The 16,645-nt window shown below is 58.8% G+C and carries 19 protein-coding genes and 1 pseudogene; 17 read left to right on the plus strand and 3 right to left on the minus strand.

Annotated elements, in window-relative coordinates; genetic code table 11:
• Positions 1 to 9 precede the first annotated feature (9 nt).
• Together rplU and rpmA are read left to right on the plus strand one after the other, a co-directional pair.
• Positions 10 to 315 carry a 50S ribosomal protein L21 gene (gene rplU / locus I6I72_RS10610; protein ID WP_005531748.1) on the plus strand — a complete coding sequence of 102 codons (306 nt, stop codon included), beginning with the start codon at positions 10 to 12 and terminating at the stop codon, positions 313 to 315.
• 41 nt (positions 316 to 356) lie between these two features.
• The gene (gene rpmA / locus I6I72_RS10615; RefSeq protein ID WP_005531747.1) at positions 357 to 635 is read left to right on the plus strand and encodes a 50S ribosomal protein L27; all 279 of its coding nucleotides are present in this window, start codon (positions 357 to 359) and stop codon (positions 633 to 635) included.
• Between the two features lie 114 nt (positions 636 to 749).
• Here rpmA and I6I72_RS10620 read toward each other — a convergent pair.
• Positions 750 to 1,097, minus strand: a pseudogene (locus I6I72_RS10620) (IS30 family transposase); the annotation flags it as partial.
• 387 nt (positions 1,098 to 1,484) lie between these two features.
• On the opposite strand from I6I72_RS10620, the gene I6I72_RS10625 reads away from it, so the two are divergent.
• From I6I72_RS10625 to I6I72_RS10655, 7 genes are all read left to right on the plus strand, one after another.
• Positions 1,485 to 2,132 (plus strand): hypothetical protein, encoded by a 648-nt coding sequence (locus tag I6I72_RS10625; RefSeq protein WP_049160763.1) that lies wholly within the window; start codon positions 1,485 to 1,487, stop codon positions 2,130 to 2,132.
• Positions 2,133 to 2,902: 770 nt separating this feature from the next.
• Positions 2,903 to 3,130: a sortase family protein gene (locus I6I72_RS13930; protein ID WP_080970498.1), complete on the plus strand. Its 228-nt coding sequence runs from the start codon at positions 2,903 to 2,905 to the stop codon at positions 3,128 to 3,130.
• A gap of 56 nt (positions 3,131 to 3,186) precedes the next feature.
• Positions 3,187 to 4,710 (plus strand): GTPase ObgE, encoded by a 1,524-nt coding sequence (gene obgE / locus I6I72_RS10635; protein WP_005528303.1) that lies wholly within the window; start codon positions 3,187 to 3,189, stop codon positions 4,708 to 4,710.
• Positions 4,711 to 4,737: 27 nt separating this feature from the next.
• Positions 4,738 to 5,988, plus strand: coding sequence for a glutamate 5-kinase (gene proB, locus I6I72_RS10640; protein ID WP_236592621.1), 1,251 nt, complete (start codon positions 4,738 to 4,740; stop codon positions 5,986 to 5,988).
• 34 nt (positions 5,989 to 6,022) lie between these two features.
• A complete protein-coding gene (locus I6I72_RS10645; protein WP_049146647.1) occupies positions 6,023 to 6,928 on the plus strand; it encodes a D-isomer specific 2-hydroxyacid dehydrogenase family protein in 906 nt (301 codons plus the stop codon).
• Positions 6,929 to 6,939: 11 nt separating this feature from the next.
• Entirely contained in the window at positions 6,940 to 7,446 is a 507-nt protein-coding gene (locus tag I6I72_RS10650) for a DUF1707 SHOCT-like domain-containing protein (protein ID WP_049063162.1), read from the plus strand.
• Positions 7,447 to 7,594: 148 nt separating this feature from the next.
• Positions 7,595 to 8,104: a hypothetical protein gene (locus I6I72_RS10655; protein ID WP_141741074.1), complete on the plus strand. Its 510-nt coding sequence runs from the start codon at positions 7,595 to 7,597 to the stop codon at positions 8,102 to 8,104.
• 419 nt (positions 8,105 to 8,523) lie between these two features.
• On the opposite strand, the gene I6I72_RS13760 is transcribed toward I6I72_RS10655, so the two are convergent.
• Both I6I72_RS13760 and I6I72_RS10660 read right to left on the minus strand, forming a co-directional pair.
• Positions 8,524 to 8,733 (minus strand): helix-turn-helix domain-containing protein, encoded by a 210-nt coding sequence (locus I6I72_RS13760; RefSeq protein ID WP_236081519.1) that lies wholly within the window; start codon positions 8,731 to 8,733, stop codon positions 8,524 to 8,526.
• Complete coding sequence (locus I6I72_RS10660) at positions 8,720 to 9,139, minus strand: recombinase family protein (RefSeq protein WP_080986252.1); 420 nt, start codon at positions 9,137 to 9,139, stop codon at positions 8,720 to 8,722. The genes I6I72_RS13760 and I6I72_RS10660 overlap by 14 nt, the downstream gene beginning before the upstream one ends.
• A 326-nt stretch (positions 9,140 to 9,465) precedes the next feature.
• Here I6I72_RS10660 and I6I72_RS10665 point away from each other — a divergent pair, with 326 nt between their 5' ends.
• The 8 genes from I6I72_RS10665 (at position 9,466) to I6I72_RS10700 (ending at position 16,575) form a co-directional block, all read left to right on the plus strand.
• Positions 9,466 to 10,677 carry an ABC transporter substrate-binding protein gene (locus I6I72_RS10665; protein ID WP_049063160.1) on the plus strand — a complete coding sequence of 404 codons (1,212 nt, stop codon included), beginning with the start codon at positions 9,466 to 9,468 and terminating at the stop codon, positions 10,675 to 10,677.
• Positions 10,678 to 10,680: 3 nt separating this feature from the next.
• A complete protein-coding gene (locus I6I72_RS10670) occupies positions 10,681 to 11,769 on the plus strand; it encodes a FecCD family ABC transporter permease (protein ID WP_049063159.1) in 1,089 nt (362 codons plus the stop codon).
• Complete coding sequence (locus I6I72_RS10675; RefSeq protein WP_049063158.1) at positions 11,763 to 12,515, plus strand: ABC transporter ATP-binding protein; 753 nt, start codon at positions 11,763 to 11,765, stop codon at positions 12,513 to 12,515. Before I6I72_RS10670 ends, I6I72_RS10675 begins: the two co-directional genes overlap by 7 nt.
• Positions 12,493 to 13,773: a glutamate-5-semialdehyde dehydrogenase gene (locus I6I72_RS10680; protein WP_049063157.1), complete on the plus strand. Its 1,281-nt coding sequence runs from the start codon at positions 12,493 to 12,495 to the stop codon at positions 13,771 to 13,773. Before I6I72_RS10675 ends, I6I72_RS10680 begins: the two co-directional genes overlap by 23 nt.
• A gap of 76 nt (positions 13,774 to 13,849) precedes the next feature.
• Complete coding sequence (nadD, locus tag I6I72_RS10685) at positions 13,850 to 14,467, plus strand: nicotinate-nucleotide adenylyltransferase (RefSeq protein WP_005528316.1); 618 nt, start codon at positions 13,850 to 13,852, stop codon at positions 14,465 to 14,467.
• A gap of 99 nt (positions 14,468 to 14,566) precedes the next feature.
• Complete coding sequence (gene rsfS, locus I6I72_RS10690) at positions 14,567 to 15,037, plus strand: ribosome silencing factor (protein ID WP_005528318.1); 471 nt, start codon at positions 14,567 to 14,569, stop codon at positions 15,035 to 15,037.
• A 3-nt stretch (positions 15,038 to 15,040) separates the two neighbouring features.
• Positions 15,041 to 15,736, plus strand: coding sequence for a histidine phosphatase family protein (locus I6I72_RS10695; RefSeq protein ID WP_049063156.1), 696 nt, complete (start codon positions 15,041 to 15,043; stop codon positions 15,734 to 15,736).
• The gene (locus tag I6I72_RS10700) at positions 15,736 to 16,575 is read left to right on the plus strand and encodes a DegV family protein (protein WP_049063155.1); all 840 of its coding nucleotides are present in this window, start codon (positions 15,736 to 15,738) and stop codon (positions 16,573 to 16,575) included. The genes I6I72_RS10695 and I6I72_RS10700 overlap by 1 nt, the downstream gene beginning before the upstream one ends.
• Positions 16,576 to 16,645 lie beyond the last annotated feature (70 nt).

Below are 16,645 nucleotides of genomic sequence, written 5' to 3' on the forward strand. Positions count from 1 at the left end.
TAACCCTCTATGTACGCGATCGTCAAGACCGGCGGAAAGCAGTACAAGGTTGCTGAAGGTGACCTCGTCAAGGTCGAGAAGATCGAGGGTGAGCCGGGTGCGTCCGTAGCTCTCACCCCGGTTCTGCTCGTCGATGGCGCCACCGTTAAGGCAAAGGCTGCTGACCTCGAGAAGGTCTCCGTCTCCGCTGAGATCGTCGAGCAGGGCAAGGGCCCGAAGATCGACATCTTGAAGTACAAGAACAAGACTGGTTACAAGAAGCGTCAGGGCCACCGTCAGCCGCTGACCGTTCTGAAGATCACCGGTATCAAGTAAGCCTTAACCGGCTATTACATCCCTGAAGGAGGGAAAATCACATGGCACACAAGAAGGGTGCTTCCAGCTCCAGCAACGGTCGCGATTCCGAGTCCAAGCGTCTCGGTGTCAAGCGCTTCGGTGGTCAGCAGGTTAAGGCCGGCGAGATCATCGTGCGTCAGCGCGGCACCAAGTTCCACCCAGGTGAGAACGTTGGTCGCGGTGGCGACGATACCCTGTTCGCACTCGAGGCAGGCGCTGTTGAGTTCGCTATCAAGCGCAACCGCCGCATCGTGAACATCGTTCCGGCTGAGCAGGCTGCAGTTGAGGCTTCTGCCTAAATAAATAACGCCAAGAAGGTCTGATTCCGATTGAGGTGTCAGGCCTTCTTTTCGTTTTTCTTGATCCCAGGTGATCGAAGACCGCATCGGCTGATCTAGGCTTTGGACGGTGTCTTTAAGCGAGTCTAGAACCGACTGGGCATCATGACGCCCAGGTAAATGACCTAGGACGCTAAACCGTGTTGTGCGTTCTACCAGTGTGATAACAGCTGACTTGTTGTCCTTTCCCAAAATGAGATCCCCTTCCCAGTGGCCAGGTACAGCCCGGTCATTAGCTTCTGCTGGGCGCTGGTCAATGGAGCAGAACTCATCAACAAAGCGTCTGCGGGGTGACTGCTCGCGCACGCTAGTGCGCGTACGGCGTTTAGTACGCCCACTGGGCAGTGAGAGTCCTAGGTCTTTAAGTCGGCCTTTTGGCTCAAGATAGAAAGCTTCATAGATTGTTTCGGCACTCACACGCATGTCCTCATCATCAGGAAAGTCAAGCCGGATTCGGCCTTAGTCCGCAAAAACGCCTTTCCAACACAGCATAACCCCAGGCCACAGCGTTAGGGGCCAGCAAACACGGGATTTGTTGTGAAAGTCGGGTGCTCACGCCGAGCCCAGCCGTCCTGACTGCGGCTCGGTCTTTTATGCCCCGGGTTGCTTGAAACCCCTGGCATAAATCCACCTACGGGTGAAAAGTCATGGTCTGTGAGCGAGATGTTTGCTCCTGGGGTATCAGGGATAAAAATCGCGTTATCTTTCGCCGTTTCGCGTTTTGACAGCGGCCGGCAATTATCAATAAAATACGGCTAGCACTGCTGTCTCGCGGCAGTCTCATCCTTTTACTCTTCCAAGGAGATTCCTATGTTCAAGCGTTCACTCGCGTCCTTCGCTGCCGTCGCCGTCGCCTCTGGTGCGGTTGTTGCGCCGGCGAATGCCATGACTCTCACGGTCAATGATGATAAGACCTGCACCATTAAGGTCACTGAAGAAGAAGCTGGCTTGATAGGCTTGACTCCGCCGGCAAAGATCGACAAGGACTACGCTGCTCATCTTAAAGCGACCCTCCTAGACAAACAGCTGCCTGCCCTTAGCGCGGAAATAGAGAAGGATAAACAGGAACTGGATAAGCCCGGACTTGACGAGGCGAAGAAGGCGGCCTTGAAGAGCGCGCTGGAGGAGAAACAGAAGAGGTTCACCGCCAACAATAACTTGAAGAAGGCGCTGGAGGCATGCATCGACGGGAAGAGCTACGACTCGAATCCGTCCGATGACTCGAATCAGCCTGGTGGCTCGGATAAGCCCGGTGACTCGAAGCAGCCTGGTGGCTCGGATAAGCCCGGTGACTCGAAGCACCCTGATGGCTCGAATAAGCCCGGTGGCGAACACGGTCTGTCTTCGATCGACGGAGCAGGAATCGCCGCCATCGTCGCGGTTCTCGGCATCCTGGCCGCCGCGCTGTCGTTCATTAAGCCGCTGCTCCCGGCTCAGCTGCGGGCTCTCCTGCCATAAGTAGGTACCCACTCCGGGCTCAGTAGCCACCCCCGCCGCGGTCTCAAAAGAGATTGTGCGCGGGGATTCGTGCTTTCCTGGTAAGCATAGGGCATGCTCGTGGCGATCTTAAGGCGTGTTTTCCCAGTACATGGGACATAAATGCATCTCGCAAGTCGGTAGAGGTCTAACAAAGTGAGACAATCGGGCGACATTTCTTCTTATGAGGGCGTGCCGTACGGAGCTGCGCCGGCAAGTAACACCCGCCATAGAAAGACTGATGACTTTTACCTGACTTTCACAATTTGGTTTAGTCCGCGAGTTTCGGCGCGGTCAAGCCACTTGTGAGGTATATGTGCTTTGGCCTGGCTAAAGCCGCCATCACAACCGTCAAGTGGACACGGATAGCGTGTGGCGTACGGTGGAGGATTGGTCGCGCCTGCAAGTCGGTTTTCGCCATCCGGAGGGCGTTTTCGAGGTGGTAGAGCTTGTGGTAAAAGCTAATGACATCTCGACTAGACAGCTGTTCTTAGGGCAGCTGGTTACGTCGCCTTTCCGGCCTGCTAGCGACAAGGCCTTGCCGTAGGCTTTCTCGTTGATAGTAAGCTTCGCCCCGGTTTTGGACACGAATCGTGGAAGACGAGTTGGTTTGGTTCCGTTGACGGCGGCTTTGGCTTTTTCTTTTTGCTTACCGGGTTAATACGCGCCGTACTTGTAGCGCTTGGGGCTGAACCCCACACACAAACCATCAGACATCCTCCAAGCTCACCACCGACTCTGAGGCCGGAACCGTGATCTCGAGTGGCTGGAACAAGGTCCTGCCTGTTGCCGAGGTATCCGATCCCTCCGCCAGCGGCTCTATTGCGCGCCTGCGCATTCCAGCGATCAATGTGGACCTACCGGTGCGGCATACGACGTCGCCAAGCGTGCTTTACGACGGCGCGGGCCACATGTTTGGTTCCTCCCTCCCTGTCGGCGTCGCCGGGCTAGGAAGCAGGCGGCTGCCGATGGTAGTATGAGCAGCTCAGATTAAGAAAAACAGCTACTTATTTTTAAGGGCGAGGAAACCAACTTCATGGCACGTTTTATTGACCGCGTCGTACTTCACCTGCAGGCCGGCGACGGAGGCCACGGCTGCTCTTCGGTGCACCGTGAAAAGTTTAAGCCGCTGGGCGGTCCAGACGGCGGCAATGGCGGCCACGGAGGAGACATCCTGCTGGAGGTTTCCACGCAGGTTCACACCCTGATGGACTTCCACTACCGTCCGCACCTGAAGTCCGGCCGCGGTAACAACGGTGCTGGTGACTGGCGCAATGGCGCCCGCGGCGAGGATCTCATCCTCGAGGTCCCGGCCGGCACCGTGGTCTACTCCGAGGACGGCGAGATGCTGGCGGACCTTACGGTTCCTGGCACCCGCTTCGTCGCTGCGGAAGGCGGTTTCGGTGGCCTTGGCAACGCAGCCCTAGCCTCTGCTGCCCGCAAGGCACCAGGCTTTGCGTTGCAGGGCGAGCCCGGCGAGGCCCGCGATCTGGTGTTGGAGCTTAAATCCATGGCAGATGTCGGCCTCGTCGGTTTCCCATCGGCCGGCAAGTCTTCCCTAATTTCCGTGCTTTCTGCGGCCAAGCCAAAGATTGGTGATTATCCGTTTACCACTCTGCAGCCGAACCTCGGCGTGGTGGACATGGGCTTTGAGTCCTTCACCATGGCCGATGTTCCAGGTCTTATCCCCGGCGCTGCTGACGGCAAAGGCCTCGGATTGGACTTCCTGCGCCACATCGAGCGCACCGCGGTGCTCGCTCACGTCGTTGACGTTGCCACCTTGGAGCCGGGCCGCGACCCGCTTTCCGATATTGAGGCGCTCGAGGAGGAGCTCGCAAAGTACCAAGAACTGCTGGACCAGGACACCGGCTTGGGCGATCTGCGGCAGCGTCCACGCATCATTATCTTGAACAAGGCGGATATTCGGGAGGCGGAGGAACTAGCAGAGTTCGTCAAGCCAGAGCTGGAGGAGAAGTACGGCTGGCCCGTCTTCATCATTTCTGCGGTGGCACGCAAGGGCCTCGATCCGCTCAAGTACAAGCTGCTTGAAATGGTCAAGGAGCACCGCCGCACCCAGCCGAAGGTTAAGGCGGATAAGAACCACACCATCATTCGCCCACGTGGCGAGCGTAAGTCCGGCTCCCACGCTGACTTCACCGTGCGTCCTGATCCCGAGCTTGCTGGCGCCTTCGTGGTGGAGGGTGACAAGATCGAGCGCTGGATTGTGCAAACCGACTTCGAAAATGATGAAGCCATCGGCTACCTCGCTGACCGCTTGGCCAAGGCCGGCGTGGAAGATGAGCTGTTTAAGCAGGGCGCTGTTGAGGGCTGCCCGGTGACCATCGGCGGCATCACCTTCGAATGGGAGCCGATGACCGGCGGCCGTGCCACGGATGCCGGCCGCGGCTTCGACGGTCGCCTCGGCGGCACCGAGCGTGTTTCCGCCGCTGAGCGTAAGCGCGCTTCGCAGGCTCGCCGTGGTCTCATCGACGAGTATGACTTTGGCGATGACGAGAAGGTCACCCGCGAGCAGGCGAACCGCGATCGTTGGCAGGGCTAGGACCAAAGGTCTGTATGCTGGGATGGCATGACCTCTGACACATCAGATCGCTGTTCCATCCCCACTCTCAACGAGTCCTTCCCGGAGTATCCGCTGCCGCTAGAGCCCTCGCAGGGCAAGATTGCGCAGCCGGATTTCCCGGAATTAGGCGAACCCGCTGCATATCAATCCGAGCTGCGCAGCGAGCTAGCTCGGGCCAAGCGCATCGTGGTCAAGATTGGCTCCTCGTCTCTGACCAAGGACGATTTCACAACCTCTACCGAGAAGATCGACCGCATCGTCGACGCCATCTGTGCGCGCATGCAGGTCTCTGATGTCATCCTGGTTTCCTCGGGCGCGGTTGCCGCTGGCATTCGCCCGCTGGGGCTCAAGCGTCGCCCGCAGGATCTTGCTACCAAGCAGGCGGCTGCCGCGGTGGGGCAGGTGCACCTGGCTTATGAGTGGGGCGTGTCCTTCGCCCGCTATGGCCGCTCCATCGGGCAGGTACTTTTGACCGCCTCCGATACTGGGCAGCGTGATCGCGCGCGCAACGCGCAGCGCACCATCGACCGCCTACGCCAGCTCGGCATCGTGCCCATCGTTAATGAGAACGACACCGTCGCTACCTCGGAGATGCACTTCGGTGATAACGATCGCCTCTCTGCATTGGTGGCGAACTTGGTCGGTGCCGACGCACTGTTCCTCCTGTCTGACGTGGATGGCTTGTACGACAAGAACCCCTCTGAGCCCGGGGCCAAGTTCATCGAGGAGGTTCGCACGGGCAAGGACTTGAAGGGCGTCGTCGCTGGTGATGGCGGCCGCGTGGGCACCGGCGGCATGGCCACCAAGGTCGCCGCGGCGCGCATCGCCACGCGCGGAGGCATCCCTGTTCTGCTGACTGCGGCTGACAACATCGGGCGCGCGCTTGCCGACGCCTCCGTGGGCACCGTGTTCCACACCCGCCCCGAGCGCCATCTTTCGGCCTGGAAGTTCTGGGCTCTCTACTGTGCCGATACCGGCGGTGCTGTGCGCCTTGACGAGGGTGCGGTAGAAGCCGTGACCAGGGGAGGAAACTCCCTGCTGGCAGTTGGCGTCACCGAGGTCATCGGCGAGTTTAACGCCGGGGAAATCATCGACATCCTGGGACCCAAGGGCGAAAACATCGGCCGTGGCGAGGTGGGCTTTGACTCGAAGATTTTGCGCTCGGTCATCGGCCGCCACACCGAGGAGCTGCCCGAGGAGCTGCGCCGCCCCGTTGTGCACGCCGACTACCTTTCCAATTACGCGTCCCGAATCTAGACACTAGAAGCCAAAGAAACCCTAGGAGAAGACCATGAAATACGCTATGTTGCCGGAACAATGGGAAGAATCCATCGAGACCTTGCGGGGAGCTGGCCATGAGCTCGCGGAGCTTTCCGATGCCGACTTCCTCATCTACAACGGCGACGGCTCGGACTTCCCGTTGCGACTGCCGGAGAACATCAAGTTCGTGCAGATTCCTTCTGCAGGCGTAGACCATCTGCTCGATGTCATGAAGGAGACCGACGTTATCTGGTCCAACGCCGCTGGTGTATTCGATAACACCGTGGCGGAATCCACCATCGCGCTGCTGCTCGCGCAGCTGCATGCCCATCGCTATGTCAACGACACCTTCTCCAGCTACGAGGAGGTGCAGGATCACAAGACCTACCTGCACGAGGACAAGACTGTGGCGATCATCGGCGCCGGCGGTATCGGCAAGCGGCTCATCACGATGCTCTCTGGCTTTGGCCCGCGCATCATTGCCGTAAACCGGTCCGGCAACGCGGTTCCAGGCGCGGATGAGACCTATCCCATCTCCGAGGTGGACAAGGTTTGGCCTGAGGCCGACTACTTTGTGCTCATCGCGCCGCTTACCCCGCAGACCCACCACATGGTCAACAAAAACGTGTTTGCCCAGATGCCGAATCACGCGGTGGTGGTCAACGTGGGCCGTGGCCCGCTCATCAGTACCGAGGATCTTTTGGCAGCGCTGGACTCTGGCGAGATTGCCGGCGCAGCGCTCGATGTCACTGAGCCGGAGCCGCTCCCGGATGATCACCCGCTGTGGAAGGACCCGCGGGTGGTCATTGCACCGCACATTGCCAATACCCGTAACTCGGTGCGTCGCCACTTGGGAGCACACACCGCAAAGGTGGCCGCGGCCTTTGAGGCTGGCGAGGAAATTCCTACCCGTGTGGATCCGAACGCTGGATATTAAAGTTTAAAAGCATGAACAAAGACATTCGTGTGGGAGACGCCGAACGCCACAATGCGCTATGCCTCCTCAGCACCCACTTCGCTAACGGTCTCATCGACATTAACGAGTTCGAAGACCGCACAGGAAAGGCGGCTGTTGCGCGTACCCGCGGCGAGATCGCTTCCCTCTTTGAGGACCTTCCTGACAATCCAATTGCAGAGGCCGTCCCGTTCAAGGAATCGGAAGCGCAGGCCGAGCTCGACCGGCTGCAGCGACGCAGAGGGTTAGTCCAACGAATCAATGCTGTTCTTTGGTCAGTGACGATGATCCTCTTCTTCCTGGGTCTTTTCGTCTTCAATTGGGACTATTTCTGGCTTGTCTTCCCGATTGCAGCTTTCGCCTCGTGGGGTGTCAGGGCTGCGGTCAAGCTCTCCGAGGACGACAAAAAACTTTATGAGGAATTGAAAAAGAAGGATGACAAAGACCGGGCCGAGCGCCTGCGTCTGGCAGCCGAGCGCCGCAAGGAGCTGGGGCAGTAGTCCGCGGGGTCCGCGGGGGAGGCTGCGCGCTTGGGCTATACGAACGTATACATTTATGGAAAACCATTCTTTAGATGATTAACCTCTGGTACATTAAGAATCACCTCGAAAGTTGCTTAAGTATCACCTCTAGAGTTAGGAGAATCGCATGACAAAAGTTAGCGTCAGAACAAAGCTAACGGCGTTAAGTTTGGCACTAGCGATTCCGTTTGCAGGAACAGGGATCGCCAATGCAGAACCGACCCCTTCCGCAGATTCAATCCAGTCTCCCCCAACGCACGGGGAAGAGACACCAGAAACAACCGTCACCCACCTAGAAAATGGAGAGGTAATCTTCCATGAGAATGGAAGAGAAATTCGAGGCTCCTTCAATGCCGAGACTGGCCAATCGACGCTCACTGATGAAACAGGCGAAACCCGCGTAATCCAGGTACTCCCACCCGCAGCAAAAGAAGGTGAAATCTCTGTACGGAGTGGAGGAATCGGAGGATTCGCCTGCACCATGCTGCTATGGGCAGTCGATCTGGTTCATTCAGGAGGATGGACCTACGCAACAAAGATCGTCTCCAGGGCTGGACTCCACGGCAAGGCTCTTGCTTTGGCAATGTGGGGACTTGGCTCAAGCGGCTTTCTAGCTGCCGTGTCCTCGAAGTGTTAGAAAATTATTCTCTTCGAAAAATCATCACAGCAAGTGGAAGGTTAAGGAATGAATAAGAGAACCCCAACGGCACGACGCCTTGCTTGGGCACTTGCAGTCGCCAGTGCAATAGTTTTTATATTTGGCGTTATCAGGGTTTTTTCTATGGAGATTATAGAATGGAGAATTTATCCTGAATTCTTCATAACAACCACACTTGCTGTCTTTTCGATAATGTTTTTCCGATACGATAGTTGAGTTCAGTAGCACAGATAACTAACGTCGCTATCTAAAAAATAAACGCAAGCTACCTCTGCAGTTTGTCCAACTTTTGCTCGTTTAGCGTTTATATGCTACTCAACTCGCTACAAGCTTCAGTATTTCACCTCAAGAATACACCCACATTGAGGGCCCACTGAAGAAGTAAAGGCTCAATCATATTAAAGGTAGCTATACAAAGTCGTACGGCCAACGCCGAGCTGTTTGGCCAATTTCGTTTTCGGTATCCCCTCACCGATCCACTTTTTCGCCTGCTCGACCTGCTCCGCTGTGAGCACCTTTGCTCGCCTTTTATAAACGCCGCGTTCTTTTTCTGGTGCAATGCCTTCAGCCTGGCGCTCGCGGCTGATGGAACGCTCAGATTCCGTCACGGATCCCAGGAGCCCGAGCATAAGCTTGGCCACCGGCATCGAATCCTTCGAGTAAGCCTGCCCTCTCTTTGAGAAACTTCACCGAAACACCACGTGCAGTGATGTCATCAACGATGGAAGGCAAATCAGACAGCGAGCGGGCGAGGCGATCCATGGATGTCACAATCAACTGATCGCCCTTGCGAACATGCCGCAGAGCTTTTTCGAGTCCTGGACGTTGGCGCGTCGAACCGGTCATCCGGTCTTCATAAAGAGAGGAGACCCCCTCTTTACGTAACAGCTCGGTCTGCCGCTCCAGGTTTTGATCCTTAGAACTCACACGGGCATAACCAACTTTCTCGCCAGTTATTGCCTCGGGCTGTTCGGCAAGGTTTAGAGGAAGCGACACATTTGGTCGTTTATCCATAAACTCATCCTAACGAACTGGCATTCTCATGGATCATAGACTGTTCGCTTGGGGTGTACCGCGTAATACAGGGGGTGGAACTACTTGGAACGTAGTGCGGGTGGCTGCGCGCTTGAGCTATAGCCACACGTGACATCCGGCGCGGATAACCATGCTGTAGGGGATGAGTTTCTTTAGAGGATTTTATTCAACTTTAAAGTGACCTAAATAAAACTCGGGGGGGACCATTTTCCGGGTCTACGTGAGTGGTTGTATTCTCGCACGTGTTCAATTTAGCTAAGCCTAAGTTAGCTTGGCTATTGTTCGTGAGTAAAGGACTTTCTTTCATGACCCATTTCAACGTACCCAAGTATTCCGTCCGCATTGCGGCAGCCACCCTGGCTATGCTCGCCTCCGCGACTGCGTTGAGCGCGTGCAGCAACAGCGAAGACACCTCCGCGTCCACCGGCTCTACCGGCGCCGCGGGGGACACTGCTGTGACCATCACTGACGTCGCTGGCCGCGAGGTCACCTTCGACAAGCAGCCAGAGCGCATCGTCCTGGGCGAAGGCCGCGGGCTCTTCGCCACCTCGATCCTCAACCGTGAAGACCCACTCGCCAACATTGTGGCAGTGGGCAAGGATCTCCACCAGGCTGCGCCCAGCTTCGAATCCAAGTTCGCCGAAACCAATGCGGCGTACAAGGATCTGCCGACTATCGGCAACATCGCCAAGGGCGACGTAACCGTCGAAAACCTGCTCGCGCAAAAGCCGGACGTCGTGGTCATGACCCTCGACCACAAGAAGGCTGCGGAGAAGTCCGGCTTCCTGGACAAGATGGATCAGGCCGGTCTGAAGTACGTCTTCACCGACTTCCGTCAGAAGCCATTGGAAAACACCCCGAAGTCCATGGAAGTCTTCGGCCAGCTCCTCGGCCAGGAGGACAAGGCCGCAGAGTTCAACAAGTTCTATACCGGCAAGGTAGATGACATCAAGTCCCGCGCAGAAAAGGCTGGCAACAAGCCGCGCACCCTGGTCTGGCGCGCAGCGGGCCTGAAGGATTGCTGCTCCACGGTCAAGGACTCTAACCTAGGTGACCTGGTTAATGCCGCCGGCGGTGAGAACCTGGGCGATAGCCTGCTGGACACCGAGTCTGGAGACCTTACCGCAGAAAAGGTGCTTGCTGAGCAGCCAGAGCACATCATCGCCACCGGCGGCGCATGGGCCAAGGACCCGGAAAAGCCGGAGGTCCTGCCGCACGTGGAGATGGGTTACGCGGCCAAGGAAGAAAAGGCGCAGGAGACCCTCGAAGGCCTGCTCAAGACCCCGGGCTTTGATCAGCTTGAGGCCCCAAAGGAAGGCAACTTCCACGCTGTCTACCACCAGTTCTACGATTCGCCTTTCAACGTCTTCGCCCTGGAGCAGTTTGCCGTGTGGATGCACCCAGAAACCTTCAAGGACTTAGACCCAGAAAAAGACTTCGCTGACTTCCACGACAAGTGGCTGCCCATCGACTACAGCGGCGTTTTCTTCACCACCAAAGACGCACACAAGCACTAGAAAATGGCACTTTTGACCTCTTCTGATCGTTCGCAGACTGACCAGAAAACCGAAACCAACCAGGTAATCGCCGAGTACCGAAGCAATAACTTACGCAAGGTACTCACCATCGGTGGACTGGTGCTTGCTGCCTTCGTGGCCTTCGTTGTCGCCACGGTGGTCGGCCCGATTCACCTTTCCCCGATGGAGATGTTGCGTGGCATTTTCTTACCGGGCCAGGTGGATGAAACCACCCGCACGGTCCTGTGGAACCTGCGTCTACCGGCGTCGGTTATGGCCGTGCTCATCGGCGCCGCACTGGCGCTATCCGGCGCGCACATGCAGACCATTCTGGATAACCCTTTGGCCGAGCCTTTCACCTTGGGTATTTCCGCCGCCGCGGCTTTCGGTGGCGCTGCCTCAATCGTGTTGGGCTGGACCGTGCTGGGAAATCCGCAGTTCAATCTCGCGGCCGTCGCTTGGCTCTCGGCTCTAGTGGCCGTGGCCATCGTCGCAGGTGCGGCGGTGTGGCGCGGCGCTAGTGCGGAGTCAATGATTCTGCTTGGCATCGCCCTGGTATTCCTCTTCCAGGCGCTGCTTTCGCTGATGCAATACAGCGCCTCGACTGAGGCCCTGCAGCAGATCGTCTTTTGGACCATGGGCTCACTGCAGCGCGCGAACTGGGTGTCCAACCTGATCATCTCCGCCACCTTGCTCATCGCTGTGCCCTTCACCGCCTTCAACGCGTGGAAGCTCACGGCGCTGCGCCTGGGCGATGAGCGCGCGGCAGCGCTGGGCATCAACGTGCAGCGGCTGCGCGTTTCCACCCTCGTGGTGGCATCCTTGCTGGCCGCAAGTGCCGTTGCTTTCGCCGGGATCATTGGCTTCATCGGTTTGGTTGGCCCACATGTGGCACGCCTTTTGGTGGGCGAGGATCAGCGATTCTTCGCTCCGGCCTCCATGGCAGCGGGCGCGATGCTGCTGGCGGGTGCCCACGCGGTATCCATCACCATCATCCCCGGCGTTGCCGTGCCCATCGGCATCATCACCGCTCTTGTTGGCGTTCCTTTCTTCGTGCTGCTCATCTTCACCAAGAGGAGGATCAAGTGCTGAAAGTAGAACAAGCATGCGTGAGCTTTGGTAAACGGGAGGTTCTAAAGGGCGTTGACCTCCCAGAACCAGGCCCCGGCACCATCGTCGGCCTTATCGGTCCGAATGCCGCGGGCAAGTCCACCTTGGTCAAAACCATCGCTGGCATCCAAAAACTAACTTCGGGTACGTGCGATACCGGTGATGCCACCGTGGGCTACGTGCCGCAGGACCTTTTGACCAGCGCCTCCCTGACCGCCTTTGAATCGGTGGTCATCTCCGCTAAGCGCGGCTCGGCCAACGCCTTGGAATCGGCGGTTGAGGCGCTCGAAAAGCTCGGCATCGTGCATCTCGCGCACCGCTACGTCCACCAGCTCTCGGGCGGCCAGCGCCAGCTCGTTGCCGTGGCGCAGATGCTGGCCCGCGAGCCGGATCTGATGCTGTTGGATGAGCCGACCTCCGCGCTCGACCTGCGCCACCAGGTGCATCTGCTGGATACCTTGCGCAAGGAGGTCTCCCGCGGGGCGGTGGCGTTGGTAGCTATCCATGATCTCAACCTGGCCGCGCGCTATTGCGATGAGCTCGTGGTTCTCCATGGCGGCCGCGTGCATGCCCATGGCACGCCCGCAGAGGTGCTGAACACCGAGCTGTTGGGTGAGGTCTATGGCATCCGCGCTCGAGTCATCGATGACGAAGGCGTGCCCATGGTCTGTCCTGTCGAGGCTAACTTCAGTAAGCTTGAGCCTCATGAGCCAACTCACTCGCGATGAAGAACGAGACCAAGTACTAAAACTGGCACGTCAGGCGAAGAAAGTTGCGCCGCAGTTCGCGCAGCTTTCTACCCCGCGCAAGAATGAGATTCTTCTGCGTGCCGCTGAAAACCTGGTGGCCCGCACCCCTGAGATCCTCGAGGCCAATGAGCGCGACGTCGCCGCTGGCCGCGCGGCCGGGATGAATGATTCTTTAATCGACAGGCTCTCGCTTGACGCCACGCGCGTCGAAGGTATCGCCGGCGGCCTGCGCCAGGTCGCCGCCCTGCAGGACCCAGTAGGGGAGGTACTGCGGGGCCACACCATGGATAACGGCATCCAGATGAAGCAGGTGCGCGTGCCGCTCGGCGTTATGGGCATGGTCTATGAGGCCCGCCCGAACGTCACGGTGGATGCCTTTGGCCTTGCGCTCAAGTCTGGCAACGTGCCGCTGCTGCGCGGATCTAAGTCCGCACGCAACTCCAACGAGCAGCTCGTGGAGATCCTCCAGGACACCCTGGCGCACTTCGACCTTCCGCGCGAGGGCGTGCAACTCCTGCCGTGCGAGAGCCACGATTCGGTGCAGGATCTCATCATGGCGCGCGGGCTTGTCGACGTCGTGATTCCCCGTGGTTCTGCTCGCCTCATCAATGCGGTGGTGGAGGGCGCTACCGTCCCTGCCATTGAGACCGGCACCGGCAATTGCCACTTCTACATCGATGCCAGCGCTGACCTCGACAAGGCCATCGCCATGGTTATCAACGGCAAGACCCGCCGCCCTTCGGTTTGTAACTCCACCGAGTGCGTGCTGCTCGACGCCGCGCTTGCCGACGTCGCGAAACTCCGCGTCATCACCTCCCTTCAGGAGGCGGGCGTGGTCATCCATGGCGAGGTCGCCGAGCTCCAGCAATTCGGCGTGGCCAACGCCGTGGAAGCAACCGACGAGGAATGGCGCGAGGAGTTCTTAAGCAACGATATCTGCGCCAAGGTCGTGGAAGGTGTCGATGGCGCCATCGCGCACATCGCCGAGTACACCACCGGCCACACCGAGGGTATCGCCGCCGAGGACGCCGATGTTCTGCTTAAGTTCGCCAATGAGGTCGATGCTGCCGCCGTCATGCTCAATGCCTCCACCGCCTTTACCGACGGCGAGGTTTATGGCATGGGCGCGGAGATCGGTATCTCCACCCAGAAGCTGCATGCTCGCGGTCCGATGGCGTTGCCGGAGCTGACCTCCACAAAGTGGATCCTGCAGGGAAGCGGTCAAACTCGACCTTAAAATATGTCTCTATCTCTTTTTCACCCAGGCGCCCACGCCCGCGGATGGGCAGAAGGTGCACGTATAATCTCCACTCATGACTAGTCCACAGCGCATTGGAATCATGGGCGGCACCTTCGACCCCATCCACAATGGCCACCTCGTGGCCGCCAGTGAGGTGGCCTACCGCTTCCAGCTGGACCAAGTAGTCTTCGTGCCCACCGGCCAGCCGTGGCAGAAGGCGGGGCGCGACGTCACCGCAGCCGAGCATCGCTACCTGATGACCATGGTGGCAACCGCCTCGAATCCGCGCTTTACCGTCTCCCGCGTCGACATCGACCGCAAGGGGCCCACCTACACCATCGATACCCTGCGTGACCTGCGCGAGCTTTTCCCCGATGCCGAGCTCTATTTCATCACCGGCGCCGATTCCCTGGCCTCGATCATGAGCTGGCGCGATTGGGAGGTCATGCTAGAGATGGCCAACTTCGTCGGCGTCACCCGCCCCGGCTACGAACTCAGCAAGGATATGCTGCCGCTAGAATCCCAAACCGGGATCGAACTCATCGAAATTCCCGCCATGGCCATTTCTTCCACCGATTGCCGCGAGCGCGCCAGGGAAGGCGAGCCGGTGTGGTACCTCGTGCCGGATGGGGTTGTGCAATACATCGCTAAGAACAATCTTTATGGCCCTAATCCTGATAAGCCTTTATAGAATTTGGGAAAAAAGAATTCACGGAAATAGCCAAACGCACCTCTCACGTGCGAAACTGGCAGAACTAAAAAGTATTCGAAGATATTTGAAGGAAAGCACATGTCCGTTACTGATGTAGCCCGCAAGATGGCTGAAACCGCGGCGCACGCTGCTGACGAGAAGCTGGCCACGAACATCGTGGCCATCGACGTCTCTGACGTGCTTGCTATCACCGAGATCTTCGTGCTGGCATCCGCCGAGACCGAGCGCCAGGTGGCCTCCATCGTGGAGGAAATCGAGGACGAGCTGACCAAGCTTGGCCATGAGCCAAAGCGCCGCGAAGGCAACCGCGAAAACCGCTGGGTACTGCTGGATTACGGTCACATCGTCATCCACGTCCAGCGCAACGACCAGCGCGAATTCTACGGCCTGGACCGCCTGTATCACGACTGCCCGATCATCGAGATCGACGGCATCGAGACCCCAGAGCGCCCAGGCGAGTGGTCCAACGAGGTAAACCTGCGCGAAGTCGAGTCCATTGATGAGATCCCGCTGGCTCAGCCGGAGCCGGAAGAGGACGAGGAGTACTAAACCTTGACTCGCCGTCTTATTCTGATCCGTCACGGTCAGACCACCTATAACGCCACTGGCCGCATGCAGGGCCACCTGGACACCGAGCTGTCCGAGGTGGGCTATGAGCAGGCCAAGGGCGCGGCGGCGATGCTCAGAGACAAAAACATCTCGGCCATCGTGTGCTCGGATCTCATCCGTGCCCGCGAGACCGCGCGCGTCATCGGCGAGGAGCTCGGGCTTGAGCCTTCCATCGACGCCCGCCTGCGCGAGACCAACCTGGGCGACTGGCAGGGGATGAGTTCCGTCGAGGTCGACGAGGAGTTCCCTGGCGCACGCGCCATCTGGCGCCACGATCCCACCTGGGCGCCGCCGCAGGGCGAGTCGAGGGTGGACGTCGCCAAGCGTGCCCGCCCCGTCATCGACGAGCTCATGCGCACCCATGACTGGAGCCCGGGCCCCGTGCTCGTGGTCGGACATGGAGGCGCGATTTCCGCGTTGACCTGCAACCTTCTGGGCCTCGAGCACAAGCAATACGGCATCCTGTCAGGACTTAAAAACACCCACTGGTCCCAGCTGGCAGCCCGCCCGGACTTCAATCCGGGCAATCCCACTTCCTCCCTGGAGTTCACCCCGGACAACGTCGATGGCGCCAAGTGGTACTTCGACGGCTGGAACATGGGCGCGCACGTGGTCGGCGGAGCGGGGGCGGACGTCTAGTGTCCGTTCGCATTGTCACTGACTCTGCTGCTGGTCTGTCCCAAGAAGTCGTGGAGCAACTCCAGATCCAGGTCCTTGATCTGCACGTCATGGATACCGAGGGCGAGCAATCTACCTCGGGCCTGACCTCCTTGGAGCTGGCTGCCGCCTATGGCCGGCAGATGGAACGCGCCAACGACGCCGGCGTGGTGGCCATTCACCTGTCCAAGGAACTGTCCTCCACGTGGTCGGCCGCGGTCACCGCGTCCGGCGTGTTCCCGGATACCGTCAAAGTGATCGACTCGGGCTCCGCCGGCATGGTCATGGGCGCGGCGGCAATGGCTGCTGCCAAGCTTGCCCAGGAAGGCGCCTCGCTGGAGGAATGCCACGCCGCGGCCGTTGACACCGTCAAGCGCGGCAAAACCTGGGTCTACCTCAACTCCACGGAGGACTTGCGCCGTTCGGGTCGTCTTTCTGCCACCACCGCCATGTTGTCAACAGCACTCCTGGCTACCAAGCCGATCATGTCCATCGTGGGCGGCAAGCTGGAGTTGGTGGGCAAGACGCGTACGCAGACCAAGGCCTTCACCAAGCTCGTGGACCTCATTGCCTCCCGCGCGGACGGCGACCCAGTATTTGTGGCTTTGCAGCACAACGACGCCGAAGAACCTGCTGAGCGTCTGCTTGAGCTGCTCGAAATGGCTTTGCCGGAGGGCTCGTCCTTCATGCTGGAAGAGCTGACGGACGTCCTCGCGGTCCACGCTGGCTCTGGCGCCATCGGCGTCTCCGTGGTCTTTAGTAAGGAGACCCCAGACAAGCCGCATTCCTTCTTCGCGCCACGAAAGCCTGCGGAGAAGTAACCTATTTGTTGACGCGCTCAACAAGTTATCCACAGCTTTGACAATTGACCCTCGACCTTCGGGCGCCGCC

The sequence above is a fragment of the Corynebacterium striatum genome (assembly GCF_016728105.1).
In the GTDB taxonomy this organism is placed as follows: domain Bacteria; phylum Actinomycetota; class Actinomycetes; order Mycobacteriales; family Mycobacteriaceae; genus Corynebacterium; species Corynebacterium striatum.

What these genes read in the sequence shown, in the direction of transcription:
- rplU (WP_005531748.1), top strand. Translation starts at nt 10, where the DNA reads ATGTACGCGATCGTCAAGACCGGCGGAAAGCAGTACAAGGTTGCTGAA.
- rpmA (WP_005531747.1), top strand. Translation starts at nt 357, where the DNA reads ATGGCACACAAGAAGGGTGCTTCCAGCTCCAGCAACGGTCGCGATTCC.
- I6I72_RS10625 (WP_049160763.1), top strand. Translation starts at nt 1,485, where the DNA reads ATGTTCAAGCGTTCACTCGCGTCCTTCGCTGCCGTCGCCGTCGCCTCT.
- obgE (WP_005528303.1), top strand. Translation starts at nt 3,187, where the DNA reads ATGGCACGTTTTATTGACCGCGTCGTACTTCACCTGCAGGCCGGCGAC.
- proB (WP_236592621.1), top strand. Translation starts at nt 4,738, where the DNA reads ATGACCTCTGACACATCAGATCGCTGTTCCATCCCCACTCTCAACGAG.
- I6I72_RS10645 (WP_049146647.1), top strand. Translation starts at nt 6,023, where the DNA reads ATGAAATACGCTATGTTGCCGGAACAATGGGAAGAATCCATCGAGACC.
- I6I72_RS10650 (WP_049063162.1), top strand. Translation starts at nt 6,940, where the DNA reads ATGAACAAAGACATTCGTGTGGGAGACGCCGAACGCCACAATGCGCTA.
- I6I72_RS10655 (WP_141741074.1), top strand. Translation starts at nt 7,595, where the DNA reads ATGACAAAAGTTAGCGTCAGAACAAAGCTAACGGCGTTAAGTTTGGCA.
- I6I72_RS10660 (WP_080986252.1), bottom strand. Translation starts at nt 9,139, where the DNA reads ATGGATAAACGACCAAATGTGTCGCTTCCTCTAAACCTTGCCGAACAG.
- I6I72_RS10665 (WP_049063160.1), top strand. Translation starts at nt 9,466, where the DNA reads ATGACCCATTTCAACGTACCCAAGTATTCCGTCCGCATTGCGGCAGCC.
- I6I72_RS10670 (WP_049063159.1), top strand. Translation starts at nt 10,681, where the DNA reads ATGGCACTTTTGACCTCTTCTGATCGTTCGCAGACTGACCAGAAAACC.
- I6I72_RS10680 (WP_049063157.1), top strand. Translation starts at nt 12,493, where the DNA reads ATGAGCCAACTCACTCGCGATGAAGAACGAGACCAAGTACTAAAACTG.
- nadD (WP_005528316.1), top strand. Translation starts at nt 13,850, where the DNA reads ATGACTAGTCCACAGCGCATTGGAATCATGGGCGGCACCTTCGACCCC.
- rsfS (WP_005528318.1), top strand. Translation starts at nt 14,567, where the DNA reads ATGTCCGTTACTGATGTAGCCCGCAAGATGGCTGAAACCGCGGCGCAC.